Source organism: Pseudocitrobacter sp. CD920760 (genome assembly GCF_057782505.1).
In genome coordinates this window covers 381505-403424 of sequence record NZ_CM173490.1, presented here as the reverse complement: position 1 = coordinate 403424, position 21920 = coordinate 381505, and the positions used below count along the sequence as shown (strand labels likewise).

At 54.3% G+C, this 21920-nt stretch carries 14 protein-coding genes and 2 pseudogenes; 12 read left to right on the top strand and 4 right to left on the bottom strand.

The window, feature by feature from the left end:
* Position 1: 1 nt before the first annotated feature.
* From lapD to AC1MKH_RS01785, 8 genes and pseudogenes are all read left to right on the top strand, one after another.
* A complete protein-coding gene (gene lapD, locus AC1MKH_RS01820; RefSeq protein ID WP_276224748.1) occupies positions 2–1945 on the top strand; it encodes a cyclic di-GMP receptor LapD in 1944 nt (647 codons plus the stop codon).
* Positions 1946–1962: 17 nt separating this feature from the next.
* Positions 1963–2304: a tryptophan synthase subunit beta gene (locus AC1MKH_RS01815; protein WP_149465127.1), complete on the top strand. Its 342-nt coding sequence runs from the start codon at positions 1963–1965 to the stop codon at positions 2302–2304.
* A 395-nt stretch (positions 2305–2699) separates the two neighbouring features.
* A pseudogene (locus tag AC1MKH_RS01810) lies at positions 2700–3071 on the top strand (retention module-containing protein); the annotation flags it as partial.
* A gap of 243 nt (positions 3072–3314) precedes the next feature.
* Positions 3315–4512 (top strand): annotated as a pseudogene (locus tag AC1MKH_RS01805) (IS3 family transposase).
* The gene (locus tag AC1MKH_RS01800) at positions 4442–8398 is read left to right on the top strand and encodes a hypothetical protein (RefSeq protein WP_327621896.1); all 3957 of its coding nucleotides are present in this window, start codon (positions 4442–4444) and stop codon (positions 8396–8398) included. Before AC1MKH_RS01805 ends, AC1MKH_RS01800 begins: the two are co-directional and overlap by 71 nt.
* A 134-nt stretch (positions 8399–8532) precedes the next feature.
* Positions 8533–9885: a TolC family outer membrane protein gene (locus AC1MKH_RS01795; protein WP_276222024.1), complete on the top strand. Its 1353-nt coding sequence runs from the start codon at positions 8533–8535 to the stop codon at positions 9883–9885.
* Between the two features lie 136 nt (positions 9886–10021).
* Positions 10022–12205: a type I secretion system permease/ATPase gene (locus AC1MKH_RS01790; RefSeq protein WP_276222026.1), complete on the top strand. Its 2184-nt coding sequence runs from the start codon at positions 10022–10024 to the stop codon at positions 12203–12205.
* Positions 12192–13556 carry an HlyD family type I secretion periplasmic adaptor subunit gene (locus tag AC1MKH_RS01785; RefSeq protein WP_442961936.1) on the top strand — a complete coding sequence of 455 codons (1365 nt, stop codon included), beginning with the start codon at positions 12192–12194 and terminating at the stop codon, positions 13554–13556. The genes AC1MKH_RS01790 and AC1MKH_RS01785 overlap by 14 nt, the downstream gene beginning before the upstream one ends.
* A gap of 78 nt (positions 13557–13634) precedes the next feature.
* Here the strand turns inward: AC1MKH_RS01785 and AC1MKH_RS01780 are convergent, their stop codons facing one another.
* Positions 13635–14774 carry an N-acetyltransferase gene (locus AC1MKH_RS01780; protein WP_276222028.1) on the bottom strand — a complete coding sequence of 380 codons (1140 nt, stop codon included), beginning with the start codon at positions 14772–14774 and terminating at the stop codon, positions 13635–13637.
* 289 nt (positions 14775–15063) lie between these two features.
* Here AC1MKH_RS01780 and AC1MKH_RS01775 point away from each other — a divergent pair, with 289 nt between their 5' ends.
* From AC1MKH_RS01775 to spt, 4 genes are read left to right on the top strand one after another with little or no spacing between them, the layout of a single operon-like run.
* Positions 15064–16800, top strand: coding sequence for a fatty acyl-AMP ligase (locus AC1MKH_RS01775; protein WP_276222031.1), 1737 nt, complete (start codon positions 15064–15066; stop codon positions 16798–16800).
* Positions 16797–17708, top strand: coding sequence for an NAD-dependent epimerase/dehydratase family protein (locus AC1MKH_RS01770; protein ID WP_276222032.1), 912 nt, complete (start codon positions 16797–16799; stop codon positions 17706–17708). The genes AC1MKH_RS01775 and AC1MKH_RS01770 overlap by 4 nt, the downstream gene beginning before the upstream one ends.
* Positions 17709–17739: 31 nt before the next feature.
* On the top strand, positions 17740–18000 hold the full coding sequence (locus tag AC1MKH_RS01765; RefSeq protein ID WP_276222034.1) for an acyl carrier protein: 261 nt from the start codon (positions 17740–17742) through the stop codon (positions 17998–18000).
* Complete coding sequence (spt, locus tag AC1MKH_RS01760) at positions 17987–19159, top strand: serine palmitoyltransferase (protein ID WP_276222036.1); 1173 nt, start codon at positions 17987–17989, stop codon at positions 19157–19159. Before AC1MKH_RS01765 ends, spt begins: the two co-directional genes overlap by 14 nt.
* Positions 19160–19204: 45 nt before the next feature.
* Here the strand turns inward: spt and lptG are convergent, their stop codons facing one another.
* From lptG to AC1MKH_RS01745, 3 genes are read right to left on the bottom strand one after another with little or no spacing between them, the layout of a single operon-like run.
* On the bottom strand, positions 19205–20284 hold the full coding sequence (gene lptG, locus AC1MKH_RS01755) for an LPS export ABC transporter permease LptG (RefSeq protein ID WP_327621895.1): 1080 nt from the start codon (positions 20282–20284) through the stop codon (positions 19205–19207).
* Positions 20281–21351: an LPS export ABC transporter permease LptF gene (gene lptF, locus AC1MKH_RS01750; RefSeq protein WP_276222040.1), complete on the bottom strand. Its 1071-nt coding sequence runs from the start codon at positions 21349–21351 to the stop codon at positions 20281–20283. Before lptF ends, lptG begins: the two co-directional genes overlap by 4 nt.
* Positions 21338–21907: a YtfJ family protein gene (locus AC1MKH_RS01745; RefSeq protein ID WP_488452161.1), complete on the bottom strand. Its 570-nt coding sequence runs from the start codon at positions 21905–21907 to the stop codon at positions 21338–21340. The genes lptF and AC1MKH_RS01745 overlap by 14 nt, the downstream gene beginning before the upstream one ends.
* Between the last annotated feature and the right edge of the window lie 13 nt (positions 21908–21920).

Sequence of the window (21920 nt, the reverse complement as noted above, 5' to 3'; positions counted from 1 at the left end):
CATGTCTCTCTATAAACAGCTACTCATTGGTATTTGTCTGTTCACGGTCATCATCTTCTGCGGCAGCTTTTATGTGACGCTGGAGAGTTCGCGCGAACAGTACCACAACCAACTGAGTGCGCACGCACAGGATAGCGCCACCGCACTGGGCCTTTCGCTCACGGCCAATATTGACGATCCGGTGATGACGGAACTGATGGTGAATTCCATCTTCGACAGCGGCTACTTTTACCGGATTCGGGTTGTCGATATCAAAACCGGCAAGCCGCTGATTGAACGCCAGAACACGCCGCAAAGCGCCAGCGTCCCGAACTGGTTTGTGCGCATGGTACGCCTGAACCCCGGCCAGGGTGAAGCGGTAGTGATGCGCGGCTGGAACCAGGTGGCGAAGGTGGAAGTGATCAGCCATCCGATGTTCGCGTTGACGCGCCTGTGGGATAGCCTGGTCGCCAGTTTCCTGCTGTTAAGCGTGTGCAGCATTCTTTGCGTACTGGGCGCGATGTTTATGCTGCGCCGCAGCCTGCGCCCGCTGAATCACATTGTTGATCAGGCGCTGGCGATCAGCCGCCGCGAATTTCTCAATCTGCCGGAACGCCCCAAAACGCCGGAGCTTCGCCGGGTGGTAGAAGCCACTAATATGATGGTCACCCAGCTTAAAGCGCTGTTCAGCGAACAGGCCACGCGGACCGAAACGCTGCGTCAGGAGGCCTATAATGACAGCCTGACGGGGCTGAACAATCGTCGCTCATTTGATATTAAACTCCAGTCGCGTCTGAGCGATGAAGAACACGCCGCGGGCCATCTGATTTTACTGCGCGTGCAAGACCTCATCGGCCTGAACCAACGTCTCGGTGGGGCTAAAACCGATCAGTTGCTGGTTGCCGTAGCCGATATTCTGAACGAGCTCCAGCAGCGATTTTTCCATAACGAAGGTTTCCTCGCGCGTATTCGCGGCGGTGAGTTCGCAATTATCGCGCCCCCGATTTGGCCGCAGGAGATGGAAAATCTCATTGCCACTCTCAGCACACAATTAAAAGCGTTGCATGAAACCGGCATGAGCGACGTCACCCCCGTCGCCCACTTCTCGCAGGTAAGTTTCAATATGGGCGATACGCCGCAGGCGCTGCTGCGTCAGGCTGACCAGGCACTGGCGATGGCGGAAACGGAGATGCGTTTCTTTGCCGACACGCAGGCACCGCAGGAAGTGGAAAACGAAGACGATCACCATCACTGGCACACACGTCTGGAAACCGTACTGGCGAAAGAGAACTTCGAGCTTTTCTCCCAGCCCGTATATGAGTGCAACAATAAAAACATCATCCTGCATCAAAAAATTCTTGCCCGCATCAAGACGCCGGAGGGCGAAATTATCCCCGCCGGGCGCTTTATGCCGTGGATACACCGCCAGGCGCTGAGCCGACGGATGGACATCGTCATGCTGAAACAGACGCTGAAAGCAATGGAGAAAAGCACCCAGCCGCTGGCACTGAGCATCAGTGGCGAAAGTGTTGCCGATGAGGAGAGCATGAACGCGCTGCTGCAACCGCTAAAAGGCGCGCGCCATCTCGCGGGCCGACTCACGCTGGAGCTCGATGAAAATGAGCTGCCAAATCCGGAACAGGTCAGCCTGCTGGTGCAAAAACTCAATACGCTGGGTTGCCGTCTGGGCATTCAACACTTCGGCGGGCGTTTCCATTTGATTGGCAACCTGCCACAGTGGGGGCTGGCATGGATTAAAGTGGACGGCGGTTATATTCGTCACATCGATCAGGAAGAGGATAAAAAACTCTTTATCGAAGCCATTTACTGGGCGACGCGTCAGATCAATTTACCGTTAATTGCTGAGCGAGTGGAAACGGAAGGTGAACTGGCCGTGTTGGAAAAAATAGGTTTGTATGGTGCAATGGGACGATATTTTAGCGATGCCAGCACTCTCACTAAATAATTCTCAGGAGCATAATCATGCATTTTATCGAACGTGACAGTGAGGGTCGGATCGTCCGGGTGGAGCCTGCTCCATTCCCCGAATCGACTGAACAAAGCCATGAAACCACCGCTGAAATTGACGAGTGGTTAAAGGTCAATACGCTGCGTGCCGCCACGCTACAGCAGTTGCAGCAGAGCGATCTCGAAATGGTCCGTGTCCTTGAGGATCTTATTGAGGTGCTGATGAGCAAAGGGGTGATCAGCATTACCGATCTCCCGCCTGCGGCACAAAACAAATTACTCAGCCGCGCGAAAGCCCGACAAACGCTGGGCGGGCTGGAAGATTTAATTGGCGAAGAGGAAGACCGGCTGATTTAAAGCGGGTTAATCGTAGTTTAAACGCATTCAGGTATAACGCCTGAATGCGACACGATTTCAATATTCGGAAATACCTTACAATACGCCCGGATTTAATATTAAAACAGTTAGATAGCTTGCTAATGATTTGACTTAAATATCTCTTCCCCGAATTTTACTTCAGATTCCTACCAATCCCTTATTTAAATCAAAGAAAATTCCTAAGCATTCGATTATTTTATAAGTAAATTCGTATTGATTTTTCAGATAATTATTTAATATTCCAATATTTTCTTATAAAACCCAGCAAATTGGCCTTCTGGCCGTCTATATGTCAACAGGTTTCGTTGATATCATCGAATGACAGGGACGAAAACACAGGTGTACGGGTCACGTAAAGAGTCAGGAGAAACATCATGAGCGCTATAGTCGGAACAATTAAAGCGATAATAGGACAAGTTTTCGCTATCGCCCCTGATGGAAGCCGGCGTCTGCTGACTGAAGGTGATCACATACTGAGCGGAGAACAAATTGATACCGGCCCCGCTGGCGCGGTGACCCTCTCCCTCGCGGACGGCAAAACCCTCGATCTGGGCCGCGACACCCACTGGGACAGTAACGGTATTGCCCCCGTCTCGACACCTGAAGTTGACCCAACCGATATTGCCGCCATCCAGCAGGCCATCGCTGACGGACAGGACCCGACCCAAATTCTTGAGGCTACCGCCGCTGGCCCACAACCCGCCACAGGGCAACCCGGTGCCAGCGGAGGCGGCTCACACACTCACGTTATTCTCGATCTAACCGGTGAAATTCTCGATCCGAATGCGGGATATCCAACGACCGGGCTCGATTTCCCTGATGATACTCGCGAAGAAGAACTGACGCTGCTGGACAGCGACGCGGATGCAGATTCTGACGCGGACAGCGACTCCGATTCTGACTCCGATTCTGACTCTGACTCTGACTCTGACTCTGACTCTGACTCTGTGAAGTGGTTTACTGAATTTGGCCACCTGAACAGAGGTGATATGCTCATCTCAGAACAATACAGGTGTCCCAATGAAAAAAGAAATTTCAGCGCAGAGTTTAAACGCGAATCCGCTCAACTGGTCCTTGATCAGAACTACACCGTTGCAGCTGCGGCCAGTGCTATGAATGTGGGTCTTTCGACAATGACGCGATGGGTAAAGCAGTTGCGGGATGAACGACAGGGCAAAATACCTAAAGCCTCCCCTATAACCCCGAACAGATTGAAATACGTCAGCTGAAGAAAAAGCTACAACGCATTGAAATGGAAAACGACATATTAAAAAAGGCTACCGCGCTCTTGATGTCAGACTCCCTGAACAGTTCTCGTTAATCGGGAAACTCAGAGCGCAGTATCCTGTGGTCACACTCTGCCACGTGTTCGGGGTTCATCGCAGCAGCTACAAATACTGGGAAAAAAGCCCCGAAAAGCCAGACGGCAGGCGAGCGGTGTTACGCAGTCAGGTTCTGGAGCTGCATAACATCAGCCATGGCTCTGCTGGCGCAAGAAGTATAGCGATTATGGCAACCCTGAGAGGCTTCAGAATGGGACGCTGGCTTGCCGGCAGGCTCATGAAAGAACTGGGGCTGGTGAGTTGTCAGCAACCTACCCACCGGTATAAACGCGGTGGTCATGAACACATCGTTATCCCGAATCGTCTTGAGCGACAGTTCGCAGTGACAGAGCCTAATCAGGTGTGGTGCGGCGATGTGACGTATATCTGGACAGGCAAGCGTTGGGCTTACCTCGCTGTTGTTCTCGATCTGTTCGCAAGGAAACCGGTGGGCTGGGCAATGTCATTCTCACCAGACAGCAGGCTGACCATCAAAGCGCTGGAAATGGCGTGGGAAATTCGCGGTAAACCAGTCGGAGTGATGTTCCACAGTGACCAGGGTAGCCACTATACAAGTAGGCAGTTCCGGCAGTTACTGTGGCGTTGCCGGATCAGGCAGAGTATGAGCCGACGTGGAAACTGTTGGGACAACAGCCCGATGGAACGCTTCTTCAGAAGTCTGAAAAACGAGTGGGTGCCAGTGACAGGTTATATAAACTTTAGCGAAGCTGCTCATGCGATCACAGACTATATCGTCGGTTATTACAGCTCGCTAAGGCCGCATGACTATAACGGTGGGTTACCCCCAAACGAATCGGAAAACCGATACTGGAAAAACTCTAAAGCTGTGGCCAGTTTTAGTTGACCACTTCACTGACTCTGACTCTGACTCTGACTCTGACTCTGACAGCGATTCTGACTCTGACAGCGACTCGGATTCGGATAGCGACTCCGATTCGGACAGCGATTCTGACTCAGACAGTGACTCGGATTCGGATAGCGACTCGGATTCCGACAGTGATTCCGATTCCGACAGTGATTCCGACTCGGACAGCGACTCCGATTCCGACAGCGATTCTGACTCAGACAGTGACTCGGATTCGGATAGTGATTCCGACTCGGACAGCGACTCGGATTCTGACAGCGACTCGGATTCTGACAGTGATTCCGACTCGGACAGCGACTCGGATTCCGACAGCGACTCCGATTCGGACAGCGATTCTGACTCTGACAGCGACTCGGATTCTGACAGCGACTCGGATTCTGACAGTGATTCCGACTCGGACAGCGATTCTGACTCTGACAGCGACTCCGATTCGGACAGCGATTCTGACTCAGACAGTGACTCGGATTCGGATAGCGACTCGGATTCCGACAGCGACTCCGATTCGGACAGCGATTCTGACTCAGACAGTGACTCGGATTCTGACAGTGATTCCGACTCGGACAGCGACTCGGATTCTGACAGCGACTCGGATTCTGACAGTGATTCCGACTCGGACAGCGACTCGGATTCCGACAGCGACTCCGATTCGGACAGCGACTCCGACTCGGACAGTGACTCAGATTCCGACAGCGATTCAGATTCTGACAGTGATTCCGATTCGGACAGCGATTCTGACTCTGACAGCGACTCCGATTCGGACAGCGATTCCGACTCGGACAGCGACTCAGATTCCGACAGCGATTCCGACTCTGACAGCGACTCGGACTCGGACAGCGATTCCGACTCCGACAGTGATTCCGATTCGGACAGCGATTCTGACTCTGACAGCGACTCCGACTCGGACAGCGACTCGGATTCTGACAGCGATTCAGATTCCGACAGCGATTCAGATTCCGACAGCGATTCAGATTCCGACAGCGATTCAGATTCCGACAGCGATTCAGATTCCGACAGCGACTCCGATTCGGACAGCGATTCTGACTCAGACAGTGACTCGGATTCGGATAGCGACTCGGATTCGGACAGCGATTCTGACTCAGACAGTGACTCGGATTCGGATAGCGACTCGGATTCGGATAGCGACTCGGATTCGGATAGCGACTCGGATTCCGACAGTGACTCGGATTCGGACAGCGACTCGGATTCTGACAGCGATTCAGATTCCGACAGCGACTCCGATTCGGACAGCGATTCTGACTCTGACAGCGACTCCGACTCGGACAGTGACTCAGATTCCGACAGCGATTCAGATTCTGACAGCGATTCTGACTCAGACAGTGACTCGGATTCGGATAGCGACAGCGATTCTGACTCTGACAGCGATTCTGACTCTGACTCTGACAGCGATTCTGACTCTGACTCTGACTCTGACTCTGACTCTGACTCTGACAGCGATTCTGACTCGGACAGCGACTCCGACTCGGACAGTGACTCAGATTCCGACAGCGATTCAGATTCTGACAGCGATTCAGATTCCGACAGTGACTCCGACTCGGACAGCGATTCTGACTCAGACAGTGACTCGGATTCTGACAGTGATTCCGATTCTGACAGCGACTCCGATTCTGACGCCGATAGCGATGCTGACTCTGACAGCGACTCCGATTCTGACGCCGATAGCGATGCTGACTCTGACAGCGATTCCGACTCTGACGCCGATAGCGATGCTGACTCTGATAGCGACTCCGATTCAGACGCAGATAGTGACTCGGACTCGGACAGCGATTCAGACTCCGACAGTGATTCCGACTCGGACAGTGACTCCGATTCCGACAGTGACTCCGATTCCGACAGTGACTCCGATTCCGACAGTGACTCAGATTCCGACAGCGACTCAGACTCCGACAGCGACTCGGATTCCGACAGTGATTCCGACTCGGACAGCGACTCCGATTCCGACAGTGATTCCGACTCGGACAGCGACTCCGATTCCGACAGTGATTCCGACTCGGACAGCGACTCCGATTCCGACAGCGACTCAGACTCCGACAGCGACTCAGACTCCGACAGCGACTCAGACTCCGACAGCGACTCAGATTCCGACAGCGATTCAGACTCCGACTCCGACTCCGACTCCGACTCCGACTCCGACAGCGATGCTGATTCCGATTCAGACGCCGATCACTCCATCACCTTAGAAGTCGATTTCAGCGGCACTGAATCCTCGAAGGTCACCGAAATCAACGGCGGCAGTGACGATCCTAACGGCTACGACGTGGATGAAAATGGCAATATCGTCGCCATCGGTGAAAACGTGATTCTGTGGATCACCGAAGGGGATATCGAAGCAGGTCGCGTCTCCGATCAAATCCCGAAAGATCAAATTAAGGTCTATACCAACGGCAACCCATCGGGTGACGAAAGCCACAGTGATGTCTTCCTCGTTCACGAAGGCAGCGGCTACTGGCAGGACGGAAACTTCCGCGACCTGAACTCAATTAAAGGCAATACAACCTCTGCCTCCGGTCCAAATGGCGATGCGCGCGACACCATCTATGTGCAGGATGATGGTCAAGGCTGGCATGCCGACAAAGGCCCGGCGAACGTTAACGGCAATATTAACTATGTCGATAACGTCACGATCACCATCGGCGACAAAACCATCGTTCAGGGTTCAAACTCAATCTCAGACGTCACCTCGTCTGACGGCGGTCAGGGCTGGGACCCTAATGCACCGGAAAGTAAAACCTCCTGGCATTACGAGCTGTCGCTGGATGCATCCGTCAACGGTGGCGGTGAGCACGACCAGATAACGTCCATTACGCTCTCCGGCCTGCCGCAGGGTACGATTGAATATAACGGCCAGACGTACACCGTCGAGGCCGACGGCCACGTGGTGATCGACGTCGATGACACCACCAATCTGAACGCCAATATCACGCTGACCACCGACAGCCAGGTCAATCTGGACGACGTGAAGGTGGATATCGAGACCAGCGTAAACGGCGAACATCACGATAGCGGGGATATTGCCGTCAGCGACGATCACCACAGCATTACGCTCTCCGGTAGTGATGCGGATACGTCAACAACGCAGGAGAGTCATGATGCAGATGTGCTGACCACCTCCGCCGATGAACATCATGACACCAACGATAGCGATACGACGCACGATACGCAGTCGCAAAGCGAAACGACGGATGCAACGCAAAGTGTAGCTGCGACGTCCAGCGAGCTGGTTGACGATCAATCAACCCATCACGATGCCGTAAGTCAGGAAACGGACAATAGTGCAGACATCCACGCGTCGGTCGCGGAAAATGACACAACGGTCAGCGGTGACAACACGCAAGCAGAGAGCAGCGAGGCAGACAACGCAGCCGACACGCACGCCTCGCTTATCGATAGTGAAGATCTTTATCTGACGCAAACTGACACCGCCGCTGATAACGAATCAACGCCAAATGATGCGACGCCTGCGGCGGCTACTGACAGCGCCACAGAGAACTCGTTAAGCAATCTTGTGGGCGGCGAAGACGCTTCCACAGGAGAAAGTCAGACGGTAACCGCGAATGTCGCCGAGAGCGCAACGGACAACAGCGACGCCGATCACGGCGACAGTCCAGCCAGCGCCACAACGCTCAGCAGTGAAGAGCCGCTCAATTTCAGCGATATTATCCACGATGAAAGCAGCGACGACGACCTGGGCAAACTGCTGCCTGTGGCCGACGTCAGTGCCGAAAGCAGCAATGCGACCGACCAGATCGTCTCGGCGGATTCGGCGGCTGACGGAAACGATGCCTATACTGGAGGGGACGACGCGCACGTCGATAACTTAATCGCCAAACCCGATACCGACTCCTGACCACGGTAAGCCTCTCGTAGCCGATACGCGCGAGGGGCTGATTCTGCCCAAAACGCATATGCGGAGAGCGGGCAAGGTCTCCGGCAAGGAAAGCGCTCAGGCCGGAGAATTTAAGAAACGATAAGGACAATAAAATGCACTACCGCGATCAGATCGCTTTCGGATTAACGCTTTCATTATTGACGTCAGGGTATGCCTGCGCGACGACGCTTGAGCAGGCTGTAAAAGAAACACTGATTACGCATCCGCAAATTAGCGGCTCCATCAATAGTCGGCATTCTGCCGATGAGGATTTAAAAGCAGCCAAAGGCGGTTATCTGCCTACGCTGGATGTCTCTGCCGGCACCGGCTGGGAACAAACCGATAACGCCACCACGCGCGCCTCGGGCGATCACCTGCGCGATTTGCACCGCAGCGAATCGAGCATCAACCTGAGCCAGAATCTGTTTAACGGCTTTGCCACCACCAGCGAAGTGGCGCGTCAGAAAGCGACCGTCAACTCGCGCGCGTTCACGGTGATGAATACCGCAGAAAGCACCGCGCTGACCGCCATCCAGAGCTATCTCAACGTGCTGATGCAGGAGAAAATGGTCAGGCTGGCGGAAGATAACCTGAAAAACCACGAACGCATTTTCGACCAGATCCGCCTGCGCACCGAGCAGGGCGTTGGTCGCCAGGCTGACTATGAGCAGGCTGAAGCGCGTCTGGCGCAGGCGCGTAACAATCTGCTGACGGAGCAAACCAATCTCGAAGACGCCCGCGCCAATTACTCGAGCGTGGTAGGCCGTGAAGCGACCGACCTCACCAACCCGCAGCCGTCAAAAATCCCGGCCTCGCTGGATGATGCAAAGAAAGTGATGCTGGATAACAGCCCGCTGCTGAAACAAGCCGATGCCGATGTGGAAGCCACGCGTCAGCAGTATGAAGCGGCGAAATCGCGCTTCTACCCAAGCGTGGATGTCGATGTTGGACGCCGGATGGACAATAACGTTGACGGCACGCGCGGCCACGATCAGGAGTGGCAGGCGATGGTGCGCATGCGCTACAACCTGTTTAACGGCGGCAGCGATCAGGCACAACTCACCTCCTACGCCTACAAAATGCAGGAAGCGCAGGATGTGAAAAAGAATGCGCTGCGTCAGCTCAACGAAGAGTTGCGCCTCGCGTGGAACGCCCTGGTGAACGCGAAACAACAGGTGCCTATCGCGAAAGACTATGCCGACCGCAGCATGGTGGTGCGAACCGCCTATCAGGAACAGTTCAGCCTCGGCGACCGTTCGCTGCTGGATATGCTCGACAGTGAAAACGAAGTGTTCAGCGCACAGCGCCGCTACGTGGAACTGGAATACGTCGAAATGTTTACGCACTACCGTATCAACGCCCGGACGGGCGAACTGCTAAAAGCACTGAATATTCCGGCCCCTTCCGCCGCCCAACCGGTGGAAGAGATGAAAACGTCGAAAGTCGACCTACCGGAATTGAAGTAACGACTAATGGGTTTATGGGTTATTTTCGTCAGCGATGATGAAAATAACCCTAAGCGGATAGACGCAATACTTCAGCCATTTTGAAGGATAACGGCTATCCGTGCCCTGCGATTTTTCGCTTATGTAAGGTCAGACGATGGCACCTCAAACTGATTCAGTTGGTAACTCTTCTCCGGAAAATAACAGCACCCGCTATGATCCCCAGCACAGCCACGATGACCCGCTGCTGGATTGTTTACTGGTTGTCTGTCAGCTTCATAACATCATCACCAGCCGCAATGCGCTGACCGCCGGCCTCCCCCTGGAGGAAAATCGTCTCACCCAAAGCACCTTTCCGCGCGCCGCCCAGCGGGCCGGATTAAAAGCCAGAGTCATTCAGCGCCCGCTGGATGCCATCTCGGCTATCTCGTTGCCGGCAATTTTAATGCTGAAGAATTCGCAGGCGGCGGTGCTCATTGGCTGGGACGATAATCAACGCGCCCGCCTGCTGTCTGCAGAAACCCGGGGCGGTGAAATCACCGTCGCGCGGGAAACACTGGCCGCCGACTACAGCGGTCAGGTGATATTTATCCAGCCGGAACATGAATTCGATACCCAGCCGAACGCCTCGATTCCACGAACCAAATCCTGGTTCCAGGACACGCTGAAGCTGTCGAAGTTTCTCTATCTCGATTCCGTTGTCGCCAGTTTCCTGGTCAACCTGATCGCGCTTGCCACGCCGCTGTTCGTGATGAACGTCTATGACCGAGTGGTACCCAATCAGGCGACCGCCACGTTATGGATGCTGGCAATCGGGATTACCATCGCCTTTGCGTTTGATTTCGTTCTGAAGATTTTGCGCGGCATTTGCCTCGACCTGGCCGGTAAAAAGACCGATCTTATTGTGTCGGCGGCGCTTTTCGAACGTCTGCTGGGCATGAAAATGAAGCTTCGCCCCAGCCGCGTGGGCGGCTTTGCGCAGAACTTCCAGGAGTATCAGTCCGTGCGCGATTTCCTTTCGTCGCTGACCCTGACTGCGCTTATCGATCTCCCCTTCACGCTGATTATTTTACTGGTCATCGGCATTATCGGCGGCCCGCTGGTGTTTATTCCCATCCTGGCGTACCCGATTGCCGTACTGGTGAACTGGATGCTCCAGCGCCCGCTGCTGGCGCAGGTGAAAAAAACCTATCGCCTGGCTAACGAGCGTCAGGCGATGCTGGTTGAAACGCTCACGGGGCTGGATGCCATTAAGGTGAATAACGCGCAAAGCGAGCGGCAGTATCAGTGGGAACAGGTGATTGGCAGCCTGAGCAAGCTGGAGCTGCGGGTAAAATCGCTCTCTTACATTGCCGTCAACTTCACCAGCTGGCTGCAACAGTTTAGCGGCGTGGTGATTATCGTCGCCGGGGTGTACTGGATTATCGCCGGTAACCTCAGTATGGGCGGCCTGATTGCCTGCTACCTGCTGCAACGCCGCGCGATGATGCCCGTGGGCCAGCTCTGTGGCTTAATCACCCGCTATCAGCGCGCCAAAATGACCAAGGCCACCATCGACAGCATGATGGACCTCGAGCAGGAAACGCACAGCGATGAAGTGCCACTGAAGCGTGAAACGTTATCAGGCGCGCTGGAGTTCTATGATGTCTCGTTCCGCTATCCGCAAAACCAGTTTGTCTCGCTGAACGGGATCTCACTGAAGATTGCCCCCGGTGAAAAAGTGGGGATTATTGGCCGCAGCGGTTCGGGAAAAAGCTCGCTGGCGAAGCTGCTGGTTGGGTTTTATCAGCCGGATGCCGGTACGGTGCTGATTGACGGCATTGATGCGCGCCAGCTTGACGTCAACGATATTCGCCACAACATCGGCTACGCACCGCAGGATATCCACCTGTTCAGCGGCACGCTGCGCGATAACCTGTTAACCGGCGCCAGCTACGTCGATGAAGAAACCATGATCCGCGCGGCGACGATCGCTGGCGTCCACGAGTTTGCCCGTCGCCACCCTTCCGGCTACAACATGCAGGTTGGCGAACGCGGGATGAACCTCTCCGGCGGCCAGCGTCAGGCGGTTGCCCTCGCCCGCGCGCTCCTGCTCGACCCGCCAATATTGTTAATGGATGAGCCCACCAGCTCGATGGATAACACCAGCGAAGACCTGATCAAAAAAGCGCTCACGCCCATCGTCAGCAATAAAACACTGCTGCTGGTGACCCACCGCGCGTCGCTGTTGACGCTGGTTGATCGCCTGATCATCCTCGACAACGGCAAAATCATCGCTGATGGCCCGAAAGAAAGCGTGATGAACGCACTGAAAAAGGGGCAAATCCATGCAAACCGGTAACCTGCTTAGCCGCCTGATGAAGTGGCTGTTTGGCGATAAAAACACCTCCACTTTTGCTGCTAACGAAGTGAACAAAGCCCTTCTCGACGACTCGCCGCGCGTGGTGCGCATCACCCTGTGGGCGATTCTGGCATTCTTTGTGGTTATGCTGACCTGGGCTGCGCTCGCCGATATTGATGAAGTGACGCGCGGCGATGGCCGGGCTATCCCGTCATCGCGCCTGCAAAAAGTGCAAAACCTGGAAGGCGGTATTGTCTCGGAAGTGTTTGTGCATGAAGGCGAAATTGTGAAGGCTGGCGCGCCACTGCTGCGTCTGGACGATACCCGTTTCCGCTCGAACGCCGGGGAGTCGGAGGCCGACCGCCTGGCGCTGGAAGCGCGCGTTCAGCGTCTGACGGCGCAGCTTGCCGATAAAGAAACTCTCGAACTGCCGCCGGAAATCGCGCAGAAATCGCCGGATATCGCCAATGGCGAGATGCAACTTTTTACCAGCGTCAAACAGCGTATTCAAAGCGAAATTGGCGGGCTGAATGAACAACTGGTGCAGAAGAAGCAGGAGCTGCTGGACTACCAGGCGAAAGCCAGCCAGACCCGCCGCAGCCTTGGCCTGCTGCAACAGGAAATCAGCATGTCAGAGCCGCTGGTCGCCAAAGGGGCGATTTCGAAGGTGGAAATCCTGCGCCTGCGCCGCTCAGAAGTGGACACACGTGGTCAGCTGGAATCGGTGACATTAGCGATCCCGCGCGCGCAGGCCGCAATTAAAGAGATCGAAAACAAGATTGGCGAAACGCGCGATCGTTATCGCAGTGAAGCGCTGTCGCAGCTTAACGAAGCGCGCACCGATCTCAGCAAAACGCAGGCGTCGGGCAAGGCTATCGAAGACAGGGTGAATCGTACGCTGGTGACCTCGCCGGTGCGCGGTGTCGTGCAGCAGTTGATGGTCAATACCATCGGCGGCGTTATCCAGCCGGGTAGCGATCTGGTGGAAATCGTCCCGCTCGACGATACCCTGCTGATTGAAACCAAAATTCGCCCGCAGGATATTGCCTTCCTGCACCCAGGCCAGGAAGCGATGGTGAAATTCACCGCCTATGACTACACCATCTATGGCGGCCTGAAAGCCACGCTTGAGCAGATAAGCCCGGATACGGTGACCGATAAAGACGGGAAAAGCTTCTATATCGTGCGCCTGCGCACCGAGAAGAATCACCTCGGCAGCGATCAAAAACCGCTGCTGATTATCCCCGGAATGGTCGCATCGGTGGATATCATTACCGGTCGAAAAACCATTCTGGCCTATCTGCTAAAACCGATTCTGCGCGCCAAAGCGGAAGCCTTCCGCGAGCGGTAATCGTGTAAACCGTAATGTCGCCTTATCCGGCCTACGAGATCCCGTAGGCCTGATAAGCGAAGCGCCATCAGGCTCAGTTCAGCGCAACGGCTCACCTAAGTCCTTATCATACAACCGATAACGTTTGTAAGGCACCGCACCTATTTTCTCCAGGATCGTCCGCATTCCCGTATTGGTTTCCAGAATCCAGGACATCTCCAGCGCATCAATGCGGCGCTTCGCAAACGGCGCGCGCAGCGCTTCAATCAGCAACAGCGCAATCACCGGGCCAATGCGGCTGAACTGGTGCTCTTTACAAATCCCCATCAACGGCACGCGTGCCGTGCGCACGCCGCTGACTTTTAAGCGCCATAGCAGCTTCGCCCAGCCAAAGGGAAACAGATGTCCGTTTAAATCGGCAATCGCTTCATTAATGTTGGGCATGCCCACGATAAAGCCGCAGGGCGTCGAATCGATCTCCGCAATGTAGATCATGTCATCAGGCACCAGAAACTTCAGTTGATCGCCCATCGCGGCAAATTCACGTTCGGTGAAGGGGACAAACCCCCAGTTATGCTGCCAGCCGGAGTTAAATACCTCGCGCAATATCTGCATCTCTTCAGCGAAGCGTTTTCGGTCAATGCAGCGAATTGTCACCTTTTTACGTACCTGATCCATCAGCCGGGTGAGTGAGGGTGAGAACGTTAAATCAGTGCGTTTCATCCAGTAGGCCAACAAATCAATGCCTTTGGTGTATCCCTGTTGCTCTACGCGCGGGCCATACCAGGGTTTGCCGTGCGGCATCATCACCGAAGGCGGCGTGTCGAATCCGTCAACCAGCAAGCCACTCTCCTGATTAATGTTCAGGCTAAAAGGACCGGTAATTTTTCGTGCGCCTTCCGCGCGTAGCCATGCCTCTGCGGCCAAAAATAGCGCCCTGAAGACCTCTGCGTCATCAATCGCATCAATCATCCCGATATGCCCGCTGTCATCACCGTAGCATTCGCGGTGCAGCGTATCGATTTGTGCGGTGATTCGCCCAACCAATGCGCCGTTTTTACGCGCAACCCACGCCTGCCAACGGATATGCTCCGTACCAGGGTTCTTCGCGGAAAGATGCTCTTCGCGTTCCATCATCAGAGGTGGGACCCAGGTGGGATCGTCGCCATAAAGTGAAGACGGAAAAGAGATAAAAGCCTGACGCTCGCGCTTACTCACCACTTTTTCAACGCTAATCATAAACAATCCGTATTATATATTTTAAAAAATAACAGCAATGAATAATTAAAATAAGAGCATCTCAGACTACTAAACAATCCGCAGGTTAGATTTACAATAAATGCCTGTAAAAGCGCTTATTAATTGATAAAGATAATAAATAAAGCCAATACGTTACACACAATGAATATATCACTCAGACAATCAAAATAAACATCGCACTAAACTTTACCTTTCATGACAATATAAACTATATTACCTTCGCCTTATTATCCTGAAACTTTTTAATTGAATATTATTCATGGTGTATATGTCCAACAAAACCCCAACACAGACTCTGCCGATGCGCTATGCGGACTTCCCCACTCTGGTGGAAGCGTTGGACTATGCAGCCCTGGGTTGCGCCGGTATGTATTTCTACGATCGCCGTATCCAGCTTGAGAACACGCTGGAATACCGCCAGTTGCAACAACGCGCCAAAGCAGGCGCGCGGCGGTTGCTGTCGCTGAACATTCGTAAAGGCGAACGCGTCGCGCTTATCGCGGAAACCAGTGCCGGGTTTGTCGAAGCCTTTTTTGCTTGTCAGTACGCCGGTCTGGTGGCCGTTCCGCTCGCCATTCCAATGGGCGTCGGACAACGTGACTCTTACACCACCAAACTTCAGGGTTTATTAGCCAGTTGTAAACCCGCTGCTATTATCAGCAGTGATGAATGGCTTTCATTAATTGATGTGGGAAATATAGATAACGCCTCTCTGCATATTTTAAGTCATGCTGATTTTAATGCGCTGACAGAAAAAGAGATCGAACTCTCGCTACCGTCTCCCGATGATATTGCATACCTTCAATATACCTCCGGTAGCACGCGTTTCCCGCGCGGCGTCATTATTACGCATCGGGAAGTTATGGCGAATTTACAGGTAATTAGCCACGATGGAATAAAATTACGCGCCAGCGATCGCTGCGTCTCCTGGCTGCCGTTCTATCATGATATGGGGTTAGTCGGCTTTCTGTTAACGCCGGTGGCGACGCAGCTCTCCGTCGATTATCTGCGCACGCAAGATTTTGCTATGCGCCCGCTCCAGTGGCTAAAGCTTATCAACCAAAACCGCTGCACAGTCTCGGTTGCGCCACCTTTCGGCTACGACCTGTGCCTGCGCCGCATCAACGATCGCGATCTCGCCGAGCTCGATCTCTCCTGTTGGCGTGTGGCGGGCATTGGCGCAGAACCTATTCCTGGGCAACAGATAACCGAGTTTGGCGAACGCTTTCGTCAGGCGCAGTTTGACCCTCATGCCTTTATGCCCTGCTATGGCCTGGCCGAAAATGCGCTGGCGGTAAGCTTCTCTGCCGAAGCGGCTGGATTGCAGGTCCATGAGATTGACCGTGATATTCTTGAGTGCAAAGGTAAAGCTGTTGCACCCACCGCACAAACTCGCGCCATCTCCACCTTTGTTAACTGCGGCAAGGCGCTTCCCGGGCATGCCATCGAAATTCGTAATGAAATGGGTAAACGTCTGGCGGAGCAGGAAATCGGTCATATCTATATTTCCGGGCCGAGTCTGATGAGCGGTTATTTCCAGGACCTTGCCTCGCAAAAAGAGATTCAGTCTACCGGCTGGATGGACACAGGCGATCTGGGTTACCTGCTGGACGACAACCTCTACGTCACGGGGCGCATTAAAGACCTGATTATTATTCATGGCCGCAATATTTGGCCGCAGGATATTGAATACGTCGCGGAAAAAGAGCTGGGGATTCATTCGGGCAATGCCATTGCGTTTGTCACCGCGCAGGAACGCATTGTCTTGCAGATTCAGTGCCGCATCAGCTCTGAAGAACATCGTCAGCAAACGCTGCATGCGCTTACCGCGCGCATTCAAAGTGAATTCGGCGTGACGGCGGACATCGAATTTGTCCCGCCGCACAGCATCCCGCGCACCTCATCCGGCAAACCGGCGCGCGCCGAGGCTAAACGTCGCTATCTTACCCCATTTGGCGAGACCATCAGCCCGCAACAAACGCCGGTGGCAGGTTACGTACAATGAGTCATACCGTCGCGGTGACCGGTGGAACCGGTTTTATCGGCAGGCATATTCTTGCCAGTCTGCTTTCCCGCGGCTTTACGGTACGCGCCTTAACCCGCGCGCCGCGTAATGATTCGAGCCATCACCTCACCTGGGTTCAGGGCTCGCTGGAAGACAGGAACGCCCTTGCGGAGCTGGTAAAAGGCGCGCATTACGTCGTGCATGGTGCGGGTCAGGTACGTGGGCACAATGAAGACGTTTTTACCCAGTGCAATGTAATGGGCAGCCTGCGCCTGCTGCAGGCCGCAAAAGAAGGCGGATATTGCGAGCGCTTTCTGTTTATCTCTTCGCTGGCGGCGCGGCATCCTGAACTCTCCTGGTACGCCAACTCTAAATATATTGCCGAGCAGAAATTAGCGGCGATGTCTTCCGGGATCGCGCTGGGGATTTTCCGCCCCACCGCCGTTTACGGCTCGGGCGACAAAGAACTCAAACCGCTATTCAACTGGATGCTGCGGGGCGTCCTTCCCCAGCTTAGCGCGGCGAAGACAAAACTCACTTTCATTCACGCCATCGACCTCGCGCAGGCCGTTACACAGTGGTTATCCAGTGACGTTCCGCAGGCGCATACCTACGAATTATGCGATGGCAACAAAAGCTATTGCTGGAAGGATCTTCAGGACATCGGTTCAACCGCGCGTCATGGCCCGGTCCGATTAATCCCTGTTCCGCTGTATCTGCTGCAAATTATGGCGGATATCAGCACGCGGCTCAGCCTGCTGGCCGGAAATGAACCCATGCTTACCCGGTCAAAAATCTGTGAACTCACACATCCGGACTGGTCGGTAAGCATCAAAAACGCAGTTGACGATTTTAACTGGTCTCCAGGGATTAGCCTGACACACGCAATACACCACAGGCTATTTTGATTTTCTACATAACAGGTGTGGCAACATTTCTATGGTAAATCGTGAAAGAGTGATGGATTACATTCTCTCCTGCTTGCGGGAGATGATCGAAAAGGGACGGGAAATCAAGCCTGACAGTGACCTCGTCAACGACCTGGGCCTGGAGTCGATTAAGGTGATGGATTTACTGATGGAGCTTGAGGATGAGTTCGATATCTCCATACCTATCAATATTTTGCTGGATGTCAGAACGCCTGTGCAATTGCGTGACGCCTTAATTCCTTTCCTGGAGAACCGTAATGAGTCTGTATGATAAGTTTTCGCGTCTCGCCAGCGAGCGCGAGCAGTTTTCCACCTCCGGCATTACCCCCTTTGGCACCTGCATTGACGAAGTCTACTCCGCCACGCAGGGGCGCATTGGTACGCAGCGCGTCATTCTGGCGGGAACCAATAACTATCTCGGTCTGACCTTTAATGCCGACGCTATCGCCCAGGGCCAGGCGGCGTTAGCCGCACAGGGTACCGGCACGACCGGGTCGCGCATGGCAAACGGCAGCTACGGCCCGCACCTCGCGTTAGAGCAGGAACTGGCGCAATTCTTTGATCGTCCAAGCGCAATCGTCTTTTCAACCGGCTATACCGCTAACCTGGGCGTCATCAGCGCGCTGGCAGACCACAACGCGGTGGTCCTGTTGGACGCCGACAGCCACGCCAGCATCTACGATGCCTGTACCCTGGGCGGCGCGGAAATCATTCGCTTTCGCCACAATGATGCGAAAGACCTGGAGCGCCGAATGCTGCGCTTGGGCGAGCGGGCGCGTGAAGCCATCATTATCGTCGAAGGCATTTACAGCATGCTCGGCGACGTTGCGCCGCTGGCAGAAATTGTCGATATCAAACGCCGTCTGGGCGGCTTTTTGATCGTTGATGAAGCGCACTCTTTTGGCGTGATGGGGCTGCATGGCCGGGGTCTGGCTGAAGCGGTCGGCGTGGAGCAGGATGTCGATATCATCGTCGGCACCTTCAGTAAAAGCCTGGCGTCTATCGGCGGCTTCGCCGTTGGCGGTAAAGAGATGGAAGTGCTGCGCTACGGCAGCCGCCCCTATATTTTCACCGCCTCGCCATCGCCTTCCAGCATCGCTTCCGTGCGTTCCTCTTTACATACCATCGCCACCCAACCCGCGCTGCGGCAAAAACTGTGGGATAACGCGCATCGTCTGTATGAAGGCTTAGAAAAGCTGGGCTATCAGTTAGGCTCGCATATCAGCCCGGTCGTGCCGGTGATTATCGGTTCGAAAGAGGAAGGGCTGAGGATCTGGCGCGAACTCATCACAGCAGGCGTTTATGTGAACCTGATTCTGCCGCCAGCCGCGCCAGCCGGCATCACTCTGTTGCGCTGTAGCATGAACGCCGCGCACAGCGATGAAGAAATCGATGCCATTATTCAGGCATTCGCCACGCTGAAGTCCTGAATCCGGGTTCAGCCATGCGCGTGTTACGCCGCATGGCTGAACCACTCACCGCACCCGATCATATCGCCGCACCAATAATAACGCGGCAATCACACAACCTGTCGGCAACGCCAGCGCGGTTAACGGCGCGTTGAGGGCGAACAATAATCCCAGATTAACCATGATTTGATAGCTGATGTAGAGCAGTAACCCCAGAATTCCGCCCACGGCTAAACGGCTGCCGAGCCCCGACGAGCGCGGCGTGACGAGAGCAAACGGAATCGCCAGTAAAATCATCGCCAGCGTCAAAATGGGCCGTCCCAGCTTTTGCCAGAGCGCCAGCCGGTATTCCATGCTGGGCTGATGCGTTTGCTGTAAATAGGCAATGTAATGATTGAGCTGGCGAATGGAGAAGGTGTTCCCCGGCAACGAAAGCACGTCCAGGCTCATATGGGTGAAAAAGGCGCTCCACGGTAAACTTGCTTTGCTTTCAATGGTTTCCCTGCCCTCATTCCACTGTTTTTTACACACGTCCTGAAGCACCCACTTATCGCCTTTCACAATGGTCGCCTTCCGGGCATAGATGTAGAACTCAAGAGAGAGATCGTCACGATAGTGGAAAATCTCCACACCCACAGGTTGCCCCTGCTCATTCAGGGATTTCACGGTCATAAAGGTATTATCGCGGCGGGCCCACAATACGTTTCCTGTGATATCAATACCGTTCTCGGCGGCCATCGCCACGTTTCTGATTTGCAGCGCACGCTGCTGTAACGGCGAAGCCACCCACTCATCAATGACTCCCAGTGATACCGCCCACATTACACCCGCACACAGCGCCACCATCGCAATTCTGAAAATAGAGAAACCGGTGCTGCGAATGGCTGTCAGCTCGCTACTTTTCGACAGCAACCCCAACCCGACAATCCCGCCGAGCAGGGCGATAAAGGGCCCAAGATCGATAAGACAGCGTGGAAGCGTCATCAACACCACCAGCACCGCCTGCGTCCAGTGATAACCGCCTGGACTCACATCATCCAGTTCGTTGATCAGATTAAAGGTGCTAAACAGCGGCAGCAGCAGGCCCGCCGCCGCCGCAAATCCGGTGAAAAAGTAACGAATCAGGTAACGGCTAAATAGAGTCATCGGAAGAGTTTCTGTCGCCAGGAGAAGTCACGCGCCATCAGCGCCACCATGCCGAGAAGCATAAGAGCAGGCACCAGCCAGACGCCTGGCGTCAGCGGTATCGCGCCATTCGCCACCAGCGTTCGGCAAACATTGCCGCCGTAAAAAATCGCGACGAACATCAGCGTGAGCGGAATTAATGTCGCGAAGCGTCCCTGTCGGGGTTTAACGCGGCTTAATGGAATGGCCAGCAACGCCATCAGCAGTGCGGTAATACCTCGGCTCTTACGCCACTGTAGCTCTGCGTGGTCCGCCGGATCGCTGGAAACGGACAACGTCTCTGCCGGTTTGGCCTTACGTTTGATTTCCACGCGCTGCGTGAGCGGGTTGAGATGCAATTCCAGATTACGATAAATTTGTTCGTTATCATCACTGCCTTCATGGAAAAGCGTATATGCCGTTCCGGCATGCAGCATCACCGTGGGTGTCAGGGGGGAAGGGTCGATCACATCAATGGAGTGCGCGCGAAACAGGCTGGTTTTGCCGTCTGCCGAGGTGTAGATCAGCGCCTCCGTCAGATGATTCGACGTGGGGTTAATCATCTCGGCCATAATCATACGGCCATTGTCATTGACGTTAAATTTTTTCGCCTGCAAATGGCGAACGTCCAGCTCCGACTGCGATTCCTGTTCTAACAGATAGATTTGCGCATACGCCCACGGCCTGCCGTACACAGAGAGCAACATCACCAGAACACTCAGTGGGATAGCCAAAGATATCACCGCCTTATACAGGCGCAGCGGGCTGGCGCCAGCGGCGGACATGGCGGTGATTTCCGAGTCAGTGTAAAGCTGGCCCAGCGTCACGCCGACCGACACATACAGCGCGACGGGCAGCAGCATCTCCAGCGCAATCAGCACTTTATAGAAAACTACCCGCATAACCACTTCCAGCGCCAGCGTGCCGTTAGCCGCTTCGGTGAGATAACGTTGTGCGCAGTAGCAGGTAAAAATGAAGATCAAAAAGCCGACCATAATCAGCATCAGGCGGCAGGTTCCCCCCATGATGTAGCGCTCAATCAGTTTCATGTTTAGCCGCAGACCTTTCTTGTTCAGAAATGAGCACCCAGAGCAGCTTAATCACCTCGCTGACCTCTTGTTCCGTCAGGCCGCCGTCTTTGGCCCACACGATTTGCCCCTGGTGATTGAGGACAAAAATGGTGGAACTCTCTTGCGGAAGCTGCCAGCTATTGCGCCCCACGCCGCCGCCGTCGATGATGAACTGCGCCCAGGCATACCGACGCTTGTTTTTCTCAATCTTCCCGCGCACGAAATAGCCGGTACCGAAGATGACATCATCGGTATTCACGATAGTGGTGGGCTGAAACACATCGCCGGGAAACTGCGCTTTCTCGACGGCTTTTATCAGCAGTGAATTTTGCTTTTTTGCCGATTTTCGCCCGGCGATGTACTGCACAATGCGCACTTTTCCCGCCAGCTGCGCGCTGTTCCAGGGCTGGTAGCGAATGCTGTCGTCGTCGTTCAGCACCAGCTCGCCGCCGTCGCTGATGGCGATCGGCGAAACGGCTTTACCGACGACAAAATTGTGCGCCATCGCCAGGCCGGGAAGGCACAGCAACGCCATTATCAACAGAATG